Source organism: Streptomyces sp. NPDC047028, assembly GCF_040644095.1.
Classification (GTDB): Bacteria; Actinomycetota; Actinomycetes; order Streptomycetales; family Streptomycetaceae; genus Streptomyces.
The window spans coordinates 1-10,525 of sequence record NZ_JBEYVS010000015.1 but is presented as its reverse complement, the minus strand read 5'-3'; the positions used below and the strand labels follow the sequence as shown (position 1 = coordinate 10,525).

Annotated in this window: 9 protein-coding genes and 1 pseudogene; 8 read left to right on the top strand and 2 right to left on the bottom strand. The window is 74.4% G+C overall.

The window, feature by feature from the left end:
- Window positions 1–688, bottom strand: a pseudogene (locus tag ABZ854_RS15580) (hypothetical protein); the annotation flags it as partial.
- A 159-nt stretch (window positions 689–847) separates the two neighbouring features.
- On the opposite strand from ABZ854_RS15580, the gene ABZ854_RS15575 reads away from it, so the two are divergent.
- Complete coding sequence (locus ABZ854_RS15575) at window positions 848–2,194, top strand: MFS transporter (protein WP_361210089.1); 1,347 nt, start codon at window positions 848–850, stop codon at window positions 2,192–2,194.
- A gap of 70 nt (window positions 2,195–2,264) precedes the next feature.
- Here ABZ854_RS15575 and ABZ854_RS15570 read toward each other — a convergent pair whose 3' ends face one another.
- Window positions 2,265–3,278, bottom strand: coding sequence for an AIR synthase-related protein (locus ABZ854_RS15570; RefSeq protein ID WP_361210086.1), 1,014 nt, complete (start codon window positions 3,276–3,278; stop codon window positions 2,265–2,267).
- A 233-nt stretch (window positions 3,279–3,511) separates the two neighbouring features.
- Between ABZ854_RS15570 and ABZ854_RS15565 the strand changes: the two genes are divergently transcribed.
- From ABZ854_RS15565 to ABZ854_RS15535, 7 genes are all read left to right on the top strand, one after another.
- Complete coding sequence (locus ABZ854_RS15565) at window positions 3,512–5,071, top strand: amidase (RefSeq protein ID WP_361210084.1); 1,560 nt, start codon at window positions 3,512–3,514, stop codon at window positions 5,069–5,071.
- Window positions 5,072–5,092: 21 nt separating this feature from the next.
- The gene (locus ABZ854_RS15560; protein ID WP_361210082.1) at window positions 5,093–5,902 is read left to right on the top strand and encodes an alpha/beta fold hydrolase; all 810 of its coding nucleotides are present in this window, start codon (window positions 5,093–5,095) and stop codon (window positions 5,900–5,902) included.
- 115 nt (window positions 5,903–6,017) lie between these two features.
- Window positions 6,018–6,836, top strand: coding sequence for a hypothetical protein (locus ABZ854_RS15555; RefSeq protein WP_361210079.1), 819 nt, complete (start codon window positions 6,018–6,020; stop codon window positions 6,834–6,836).
- A 5-nt stretch (window positions 6,837–6,841) separates the two neighbouring features.
- Entirely contained in the window at window positions 6,842–8,641 is a 1,800-nt protein-coding gene (locus ABZ854_RS15550) for a non-ribosomal peptide synthetase (RefSeq protein ID WP_361210076.1), read from the top strand.
- An 89-nt stretch (window positions 8,642–8,730) separates the two neighbouring features.
- Window positions 8,731–9,762 carry a methyltransferase gene (locus ABZ854_RS15545; RefSeq protein ID WP_361210073.1) on the top strand — a complete coding sequence of 344 codons (1,032 nt, stop codon included), beginning with the start codon at window positions 8,731–8,733 and terminating at the stop codon, window positions 9,760–9,762.
- A 35-nt stretch (window positions 9,763–9,797) separates the two neighbouring features.
- Window positions 9,798–10,049, top strand: a complete 252-nt coding sequence (locus ABZ854_RS15540; RefSeq protein WP_129306068.1) for a phosphopantetheine-binding protein — start codon at window positions 9,798–9,800, stop codon at window positions 10,047–10,049.
- 66 nt (window positions 10,050–10,115) lie between these two features.
- Window positions 10,116–10,525 (top strand): beta-ketoacyl synthase N-terminal-like domain-containing protein (locus tag ABZ854_RS15535; RefSeq protein WP_361210070.1); only part of this gene is annotated, 410 nt, incomplete at its 3' end.

Genomic DNA, 10,525 nt, shown 5'->3' with positions numbered 1-10,525 from the left:
GGGCGGTCGGGGTCGGGGCCTGGGGCGGCTGGGCCGCGGTGTCGCCGTCGGCCTGTTGCGCGGTGCGCGGTGCCTGCTTTGGTGTGCGGGCGGTCGGGGTCGGGGCCTGGGGCGGCAGGGCCGCGGTGTCGCCGTCGGCCTGTTGCGCGGTGCGCCGTGCCTCCTCCGGCGTGCGGGCGGTCGCAGCCAGGGCCTGGGGCGGCTGGGCCGCGGTGTCGGCGTTGGGCTGTTGTGCCGTGCGTAGTGCCTCCTGTGCCCAGTGTTGCGCGGGGCGGCCCAGGACCGGTTCGCCGCGGTCGAGGGCGAGGGCGGCGCACTCCGCGGTCCATTCGAGGGCCGGGGCGCCGCCGGCCGTGGCGTGCCGGCCGGGGGCGCAGCGGTCCAGGCACTGCTCGGCCTCGTCCCAACGGCCCAGCAGCCGCAGTGCCGTTGCCCGGGTGGGTGTCTCCCTCGCGGACGCCGGCAGCGGCGCGTACGCACGCAGGGCGGCCTCGGGGCGGCCCGCCAGCACCAGCGCCCGCGCGCGCAGCGAGGCCGCCGCCACGTCGTCGGGCGGCAGCAGCCGCAGCAGCGAGGCCGCGGCGGTGGCCTCCCGGTGCAGACCACTCGCCGCGACCCGCAGCAGCCCGGCCGCGGCCTCTACCCCAGTCGCTCCCGCATCGCCGTTCGTGATGTCCTCGGTCAGCATCCCCGTACCTGCCTTCCCCCTGGTCACCCCGACCCTCTCCCACCCGCGCCGCCGCTCCAAGAAAGCGCCCTTGTCCGGTAGTTGCACGACAGGAACTCCCCCGAACGTGGGGTGAACACCGGACTACTGCCGGTTCCGGGGCCGGTTCAGGCTCGAACCATGGCTGTCGACTCACAACCCGCCGCCCGCGAGGGAACGGCACCCCCCGTGCCCGGCGTCCGCCGCGGGCTACGGGCCGGGTACGCCTCCGGAGCGCTCGTCACCGGCGCGTTCAGCACGCTGCCCGGCCTCCTGCTGCTGCCGTACCTCACCGACACCCTCGGCGCCGGCGCGGCACTCGCGGGCACAGTCGTCCTCGTGCCCAAGGTGTGGAACGCCCTGTTGGGACCCCTCGTCGGCCATGCCGGGGACCTGCGGCCCCGCCGCGCTCTCCATCTGCCGGCCGGAGGCGTCGGGGTGGCCGCCGCGTTCGCCCTGATGTTCTCCGCGCCCGGCTCCCACGCGGCCGGCGTCTGGTGGGCCGCCGTCGGCTTCTTCCTCGCCGCGACCGCCTACGCCTTCTTCCAGGTGCCGTACTCCGCGCTGCCCGCCGAGCTGACCGAACGGCCGGCCGACCGGGTCGCCCTCGTGGCCGGCCGCGTCGCCGTGATCGCCGTGTCCGCGCTGCTCATCGGCGGCGCCGGCCCGGCACTGGTGGACGCGGGCGGCGGGGGAGTGCCGGGCCACCGGCTCGTCGGCGTCTTTGGCGCGCTGTGCGTGCTCGCCGGAACGGCAGGCGTGGTGCTCGGCGTCAAAGGCGCGCCGCGGCGCGCGGCACCGGACGCCCGCCCGGGCGACCGGCCGGTCGGACTGCGCCGGCAACTCGCCTTCGCGCGCGCGGTCCCGGGCTTCCCCGCGCTCCTCGCCGGGATCGTCATCCAGTCGGTGGCGACCGGTGGGCTCACGGCGGGCGCCCCCTACTTCAGTGAGCACATCCTCGGCGACAAGAACGTCACCGGCCTGCTCGTGGCCGCGTTCGTCGCCCCCAACCTCCTCACCGTGCGCGCCTGGACCCGGCTCGGCGCCCGCGTCGGACACCGCGCCGGATACCGGTGGGCCTGCGCCGTGTTCGGCACCGGCTGCCTGCTGCTGTTCGCCGCGCCGGTCCTGCCGCTGCCCCTGGTCCTGCTGCTCATGGTCGTCGCGGGCGCCGGGCATGCCGGACAACTGCTTTTCCTGTACGCCCTGTTGCAGGACTGCATCGCCGGTCAGGAGCTGCGCGGGGCGGGCGTCTCCTCGGGCCTGTTCACCACCTGCGAGACGCTGGGCCTGGCCGTCGGCCCCTTCCTCTACGGCCTGACGCTGGCCGCCTTCGGCTACGTCTCCTCCGGCACCGGCCACGCCGTCACGCAGTCGCACACGGCCCGCGAGGGCATCCTCGTCGGCATCGCCCTGCTCCCCGCCCTCGCGGCAGCGGCGGCGACCTCGGCACTGGGGCGGGGCGGGACGGCCACGGAACGCAGCTGAGGAGTGCGCCCGGGGCCGGCCCTGGCGGCAGCTCCCGGGTGTCACCGGGCAAGCTGGGCGCAGCCGGTCCTCACAGCAACCGGGCCGGCCCCCCGTCGAGTTCCCCCTCCGCGCGTACCGGCGTCAACGTGCCGTCCAACGCACGGACTTCGACCACACCGCTCGCGGTGCCGCCGATCCAGCCCACCGCCGTGGCGAGGCGGCCGGCGCGGTGGGCGCGCAGGGCGGTCAGCGCGGCCGGTTCCGCCTCGGGGGCGACCACCAGGCAGAGGCAGCCCGCTCCGGCGGCGTACAGCGGGTCGAGGCCGAGCACGTCGAACGCCTCGCGGGCACCGTAGGGGACGGGGAGCGCGTACTCGTCGACGCGCACCGCGTGGCCCGAGCGGGACGCGAACTCCCGCAGGACCGCGGCGAGTCCGCCCTCGGTGACCGCGCCGGCCGCGCGGACCGCGTCCGGTGGCAGGGCCGCGCGGACCCCTTCGACCAGCCCGGCCAGCGGGGCGGCGTCGCTGGGCACGTGGTACTCGTACCCCAGTCCGGCGCGCAGCGAGAGCACGTGCACGGCGTGGCTGCCCAGCGGGGCGGAGAGCAGGACGCGGTCGCCGGGGCGCAGCGCGGCCGGGTCGAGCGGGGGACGGGTGAACACCCCGAACGCGGTCGCCATGAGGGCGAGTTGATCGACCTCACCGGCCCGCACCACCCGAGCGTCGACGGCCGCGACCCGCACCCCGGCCTCCCGCACGGCCTCCCGCACGGACCCGGCGGCCCGGTGCAGCAGCACGGACGGCAGCCCGGCCTCGACGACGGCGGCCAGCGCCAGCCGGCGCGGAAGCGCACCGGTGGCCGTGAGCGCGTTGACGGCCGTACAGACCGCGAGCCGCCCGATGTCGCCGTTGCCGAAGAACGGCGGGTCGACCACGGACGTCGCGGTGCGCAGCGCCAACGGACCGGCCTCCGGGGACGGTTCGGGGTCGTAGAGGTCGCCCAGCGCGGAGATCAGGACGCGGGCCGGAGAGGCGTCGCCCGAGTCGTCGTACAGCGTCACCTGCCCGATGGGCAGAGGTGTGTTGTCGTCCCGCAGCAAGGAAATCCCCCCTTTCCGGACCCGGGATCACGGCGGCCTGGACCGCCCCGGACGCCGTCCTGTTCCGGGCGCCCCTGCCACCGTAGCCGGGAAGCCCGAGGACAACCGGCAGGCAGGGGTGGGAATTCAGGGGTGGGCAGGGGTCCGTCAAGGGGGACGGCACTCCCGTGAGCCCTTCCTAGGGTCGTAGACCCGGAACGCCCGGGCAGTCAACGGACCTACGGAGAGCGGCCATGGTGGACATCAGTACCCGGGGGGAGCGGGGGCGGTTCTCCGCCGACCGCCTCGACGAGCGGCTCGGGGTGTTCGCGCACCGCTTCGACGCACCGCAGACAGGCGAGCCGCACGCCGGCGCACCGCACACAGAGACCACCGGCACCGGCCCGCTCGACGGGGTGACCCTCGGTGTCAAGGACGTCTTCGCCACCCGCGAGGCCGTCCCCACCGGGCACAGCAAGGTGCACGACGCCGACTGGCACCGCGGCCGGGACGCCGTGGCCGTACGACGGCTGCGCGCCGCCGGTGCCGTCCCGCTGGGCCTGACCACCGCGGGCGAGCACGCGCTGGGCCGCCCCGACCCGGCCCTGCCGTTCCCCGTGCCGCGCAACCCCTGGGACCCCGACCGCTACCCGGGCGGCTCCAGCAGCGGCAGCGCAGCCGGGCTCGTGCACGGCCTGTTCGACGTCGGCCTCGGCACCGACACCGGAGGCAGCATCCGCATCCCCGCCGCCCTGTGCGGGGTCACCGGCGTCAAGCCCACCCACGGCCTCGTCCCGACCACCGGCTGCCGCCCGCTCGCGCCCAGCCTCGACACCGTCGGCACCCTGGCCCGTACCGTCCGCGACGGGGCCCGCGCCCTCGGTGTCGCCGCCGCCTGGGACGCCCCCGAACCCGAGTGGCGCACCGGCCTGGACGGCGTGCGCGTCGGCGTGCCCGACCGCGCCCTGGAGGAGGCCGGCCAGCTCTCCCCGGACTGCCGGGACGCCTTCGACACCGCCCTCGAACGCCTCAGGGACCAGGGTGCCAAGGTCGTCAGCGTCGAACTCCCCGAGCTGTACCCGCTGTTCGCCGCCCAGCTCATCACCCTCCTCGCCGAGGGATTCGACACCCACGGCGCCGGACTGCGCACCCGCTGGGACCAGTACGGGCGGCCCTTCCGGCGCACCCTCGTCCTCGGCGGCCTGATCCCCGCCTCCGTCTACGTCCACGCCCAGCGGGTGCGCGCCTGGGGCGCGGCCGGGCTGCGCCGCCGGCTCGACGGACTCGACGCGATCGCCACCCCCACCTGGCCCGGCGTCGCCCCCCGCTACGACGACCCGGCGGGCCTCGGCACCGTGTCCTGGCTGCCCAGCCTGTGGAGCGCCGTCGGCTTCCCCGCCGTCGCCCTGCCCATGGGCTTCGACCCGGCGGGCCTCCCGCTGTCCCTGCAACTGGCCGGCGCCCCCGGCACCGACCGGGCCCTGCTCGCCGTCGCCGACGCCTACCAGCAGCACACCGACTGGCACCTGCGCGCCCCCGGCCCGCTCCCGACGGGCCGCCCCGCACCGGTCGTCCTCCCGCAGGGCGCCCCCTCCGAGCCGGACACCCAGCGGCAGCTCGGCGAGGCACTGCGGCGGGCCGGCGTGCCCGTCCCGGAGGCGGAACTCGCCGAGTTCGCCGGGCAGTGGCAGCTCACCGAGATGCTCTTCGGATTCCTCCCGGACATTCCCGACGCGGGCCCGGGCACGGACGCGGATGCCGACGCCGACACAGACCTCGCGCCCGCGCCCGACACCGACGACACCCAGCACTGACGACGACCCGAGGGGCTTCGCATGACCACACAGCAGCAGTTGGCGCACACCCAGGCACAGGGGGCCGACACCGACCTTCTCGAAAGCGACTGGATTCGCCGCTACCACCCCGCCGTGGCCGGCGCACCACGCCTCGTCTGCTTTCCGCACGCCGGCGGTTCGGCGAGTTTCTATTTCCCGGTCGCCAAGGCGCTCACCCCCGGCATCGACGTCCTCGTCGTGCAATATCCCGGCCGCCAGGAACGCCGTAGGGAACCCCTGATCGACAATGTTCCCGAACTCGCCGACCTGGCCTTCGAGGAGGTACGGCACTATGCCGACCGGCCGCTGTACTTCTTCGGGCACAGCATGGGCGCCACCGTCGCCTTCGAGATCGCCCGCCGCTTCGCCGACGCCGGACTGCCCGCCCCCGCCCGGCTGTTCGCCTCCGCCCGCCGCGCCCCCTCCCGCACCCGCGCCGACCGCGTCCACACCCGCGACGACGAGGGCGTCATCCGCGAGCTGCGCAGGCTCAGCGGCACCGACGACCGGGTCCTCGGCAACGAGGAGATCATGCGGCTCGCCCTGCCCGTGCTGCGCAACGACTACAAGGCCGTCGAGACCTACCGCGCCGACCCCGGCGCGCGGATCGACAGCCCCGTCACCGTGCTGACCGGGGACAGCGACCCCAACACCACCCTCGACGAGGCCCGCGCCTGGTCCGCGCACACCACCGCCGCCTGTGACGTGCAGGTGTTTACCGGCGGCCATTTCTACCTCGTCGACCGCCAGCGCGAAGTGCTCGACGCCATCACCACCGGTATCGGCGCCCGGGCCGGAATCCGAGGTTAGGGGTGGCCCCCGCCGAAGGTAGGGGTCCGCACCGCGCCCGCCCGCATCTAGCGTGACGTTCACCGCTGCCACGAATTCTCCTTTTGTGGCCCGAGGACAGAAACAGGGAATCGCCGTGAGCCGAATAGCGTGGAAGACGCTCAAGCGCGGAGAGAGCGAAAGTCTCCTGCTGGCGGTCGACTTCGCCGCGGGCAGCCGCGGGCCGGCCCAGTTCGCCGACCTCGCCCCGCTCCTCGACCAGCCGCGCACACTCTGGACGAGCCGCCCGCCCGGCCCCGACGACCAGGTCCCGCCCACCGGCAACGCCTACCTCGACTGGTGGCTCGGCGAGGTCCGCGCCTTCGGCGCCCCCGTGGAGGCGGTGCTCGGCTACTGCGCCGGCGGCGTCTTCGCGGCGGCCCTCGCCGAGCGCATCGCCGACTGGCAGCCCGCCCCCCGGCTGATCCTCCTGGACCCCGAACTCCCCGCGAACAGCGGCCTGTACGACGACTTCCACACCGCCGGCGACTCCCTGGGCGCGCTGCTCACCCCGGCCGAACTCGACGCGTTCCACGCCCGCGGCGAGGCCCTGCGGGCGCGGTACGGCGACGACCGGCTGCCCGTCGTCGGCCGGGAACTCGCCGACACCTTCTCGGCAGCCGTGGCCGCCGCCGCCGAGCGGCTCGACCTCGACGAGGACATCCGCGACGAACTCTCCGGCGCCTTCGTCTCCCTGGTCTCCTACCTCACCGCGGCCACCACCCTCAGCCCGCTGCCCGCGTGGTCGGCCGCCACCGCCCTCACCACGACCACCCCGGACCAGCCGGTCGCCGACGAGCACCGCATCGACGTACCCCACGACGACCTGCTGCGCTCACCCGCCACCGCACGGGCCCTGGAACGCCTGCTGTCCGACGCGCCCGCGGCCGTGACCGCGGCCGGGAAGGCCGGGTGACCGCGATGACGACCACCACGGGGGACACCACCTTCACCACCCTCGAAACGCCGGCCGCCACGCCCGCCGGTGACGCCCGCCCCGCCCTCCTGCCCGCCCTCTTCGCCGAGCAGGCCCGCCGTACCCCCGACGCCGTCGCCCTCGTCGACGGCGACGACACGGTCAGCTACCGCGCACTCGCCGAGCGGTCCTCCCGGCTGGCCCACCACCTGATCTCCCTGGGCCTCGGCCCGGAGGACATCGTCGCCGTCGGCATGCGGCGCGGCGCGGACCTCGTCGCCGCCTTCCTCGCCGTCCTCCGGGCCGGCGCCGCCTACCTGCCGCTCGACCTGCAGAACCCGGCGCAGCGACTGGCCCTGATGACCGAGGACGCCCGCCCGGCCGCCCTGCTCACCCACACCGGCAGCGCGGCCCCGGCCGGCGCCGCGGTCACCGTCCTCCTCGACGACCCCGCCACCCGCGCCCGAATCGACGCCGCCCCCGCCACCGGCCCCGGCGACACCGACCGCGTCCGGCCGCTGCGCCCCGACCACCCGGCGTACATCATCTACACCTCGGGCTCCACGGGCCGCCCCAAGGGCGTCGTCGTCACCCACCGCCCGCTGGCCGCCTACCTCGCCTACGCGCGCGGCACCTACCCGAGCGCGGCCCGCACCACCCTGCTGCACTCCTCCGTCGCCTTCGACATGACGGTCACCACCCTGTACGCGCCCCTCACCAGCGGCGGCACCATCCGCGTCGGCGCCCTGGAGGACCCGGCCCCCAGCCCCGCCCTCCTCAAGGTCACCCCGTCCCACATGGCGCTGCTCGCCACCCTGCCGGCCGAGGCCGCGCCCACCGAGCAGCTCGTCGTCGGCGGTGAACTCCTGCTCGCCGAGACCGTCGACGCCTTCCGCGCCCGCCATCCGAAGGTCACGGTCCTCAACGAGTACGGCCCCACCGAGGCCACCGTCGGCTGCTGCGTGCACACCGTCAGCCCCGGCGACACCCTGCCGTCCGGCGCCGTCGCCATCGGCCGGCCCACCTGGACCAGCGAACTGAGGGTCCTGGACGAGGAGTTGCGGCCGACCGACGACGGCGAGCTGTACATCGCCGGCGGCCAGCTCGCCCGCGGCTACCTGCGCCGCCCGGCCCTCACCGCCGAACGCTTCGTCGCCGACCCCTACGGCCCGCCCGGCAGCCGCATGTACCGCACCGGCGACCGGGTCCGCCGCGCCGACGACGGCACCCTGTTCTTCCTCGGCCGGCTCGACGGCCAGGTCAAGATCCGCGGCTACCGCGTCGAACTCGGCGAGATCGAGTCCGCCCTGCTGCGCCACTCCGCGGTCTCCCGCACCGCCGTCACCGTGCACCGCACGCCCACCGGCGACACCCACCTCGTCGCCTACGTCGTACCCGAAGCGGAACAGCAGGCGGACCCGGGCGAGTTGAAGAAGCACCTGGCCGACACCCTGCCCGACTACATGGTGCCCAGCGCCTTCCTCACCCTCGACACGCTGCCCCTGAACGCCAACGGCAAGCTGGAGACCGGCCGCCTCCCCGCGCCCGACTTCGCCGCCGTCACCCGCTACACCGCCCCCGGCACTCCCGAAGAGACGCTGCTGTGCGACCTGTTCGCCCGGTTCTCCGGCGCCCCCAAGGCCGGCCTCGACGACGACTTCTTCGCCCTGGGCGGCACCAGCCTCGGCGCCGCCCAGGTCGCCAACAAGGCCCGCAGGCAAGGCATCCGGGTCAGCCTCCAGGACATCGCCGACCACCGCACCGTACGGCGCCTGCGCTCGGCCCTGGCCCCGGCCGCCGAGTGACCTCCCCGGCTTTTGCCGGAACCCCGCCGACACCCACGTACGACCGACATCCGGCCGACGTACGACCAGCACCAGGAATTGGAGACACGATGGAGCTGCTGCAGCTCGCCGGAATGGGCTGGATCTCCCGGTCCCTCAGCGTGGCCGCCCGGCTCGGCATCGCCGACCACCTCGCCGACGGCCCCAAGACCCCGGCCCAGCTCGCCGAGCTGACCGACGCCGACCCCGACGGCGTGCTCTACCTGCTGCGCGTCCTCGGCATCGTCGGCGTCTTCCACGAACGCGAGGAGGGCACCTTCGAGCAGACGGAGACGTCCGAGCGGATGCGCGACGACCACCCGCAGTCCATGCGCTACTGGTGCGTCCTCGGCGGCGAGATGTACTACGACGTCTGGCGCGACCTGCTCACCACCGTCAAGAGCGGCAAGCCCGCCTCCCGCTCCGAGTACGGCGAGTCCATCTACGCCTACATGGACAAGGACACCGACGCCGGCGAGGTCTACGACAAGGCCATGGCCGACATCACCCGGCCCGCCGCCGCCGAACTCGCCCGCGACTTCGATTTCTCCCGCATCTCCACCGTCGTCGACGTCGGCGGCGGCAGCGGCCACCTCCTCAAGGGCATCCTCGCCGCCCACCCCGACATCCATGGCACCGTCGCCGAGCGCGCCGACGTCGCCAAGCGTGGCGCCCAGCTCCTGGAGGAGTCCGGCGACCAGGACCTGATCCGCCGGCTGTCCTTCGCCGAGTCCGACTTCTTCGAGGAGGTGCCGAGCGGCGCCGACGCCTACTTCCTCAAGAACGTCCTGCACAACTGGAGCCCCGACAGCAGCACCCGCATCCTCAAGACCGTCCAGCGGGCCATGACCCGCACCGTCGAGGAGTCCGAGGGCCTGGCCGCCGAGCCCGTCCTGTTCGTCATCGAGCCGCTCCTCGGCCACGACAACGCCTCCGCGATCCGCTCCCTGTTCCAGATGGTCGTCTGCGAGGAGGGCACCCGCATCCGCTCCGAGGAGGACATGCGGGCGCAGGCGGAGGGCGCTGGCCTCCAGGTGCGGTCCATCCGCAATCTCTCCACCGAGCACAGCGTCGTCGAGTGTGTGCTCGCCCCGCGCGACTGACCAGCAACCCCACCCGCAGAGAGGACCAACCGGCCATGTGGGACGACCAGTTCGAGGGCATCGTCCGCCCCCACCTCGGCTTCCTCCCCGAGGACGCCTCCTTCACCGAGAGCCTGGACCTGCGTGACGCGGGCCTCGACTCCCTCGGCATCGTCGACCTCCTCATCGAGATCGAGAACGCCTACGACGTCAAGTTCACCGACGACGCCCTGTCCATGGAGACCTTCAGCACCCCGGGTGCCCTCTGGCGCACCCTCTCCGGACTGCGCACCGCGGCCCTGAGCTGACGGACCCACACCCCGCCGTCTCTTCCCCTTTCTCCCGCTCTCCTCTCCCACAGGTGGACGAACCGCATGTCGAATGAGTCGAACGAACAGAAGCTCCTCGACTACCTCAAGAGGGCCACGACCGAACTGCGCGACACCCGCAGGCGGTTGCGCGAGGAGGAGGAGAAGAGCCACGAGCCGATCGCCGTCGTCGGCATGGCCTGCCGCTACCCCGGCGGGGCGACCTCCCCGGAGGACCTGTGGAGCCTGCTCGCCGCGGGCGGCGACGCCATCACCCCGTTCCCCACGGATCGCGGCTGGGACGTCGCGGGCCTGTACGACCCCGACCCGGACGCCCCCGGCAAGACCACCTCCGTCGAGGGCGGCTTCCTGGACGGCGCCGCCGACTTCGACGCCGACTTCTTCGGGATCAGCCCGCGTGAGGCGCTGGCGACGGACCCGCAGCAGCGGGTGCTGCTGGAGACCTCGTGGGAGGC

What these genes read in the sequence shown, in the direction of transcription:
- ABZ854_RS15550 (WP_361210076.1), top strand. Translation starts at nt 6,842, where the DNA reads ATGACGACCACCACGGGGGACACCACCTTCACCACCCTCGAAACGCCG.
- ABZ854_RS15545 (WP_361210073.1), top strand. Translation starts at nt 8,731, where the DNA reads ATGGAGCTGCTGCAGCTCGCCGGAATGGGCTGGATCTCCCGGTCCCTC.
- ABZ854_RS15575 (WP_361210089.1), top strand. Translation starts at nt 848, where the DNA reads ATGGCTGTCGACTCACAACCCGCCGCCCGCGAGGGAACGGCACCCCCC.
- ABZ854_RS15560 (WP_361210082.1), top strand. Translation starts at nt 5,093, where the DNA reads ATGACCACACAGCAGCAGTTGGCGCACACCCAGGCACAGGGGGCCGAC.
- ABZ854_RS15565 (WP_361210084.1), top strand. Translation starts at nt 3,512, where the DNA reads ATGGTGGACATCAGTACCCGGGGGGAGCGGGGGCGGTTCTCCGCCGAC.
- ABZ854_RS15540 (WP_129306068.1), top strand. Translation starts at nt 9,798, where the DNA reads ATGTGGGACGACCAGTTCGAGGGCATCGTCCGCCCCCACCTCGGCTTC.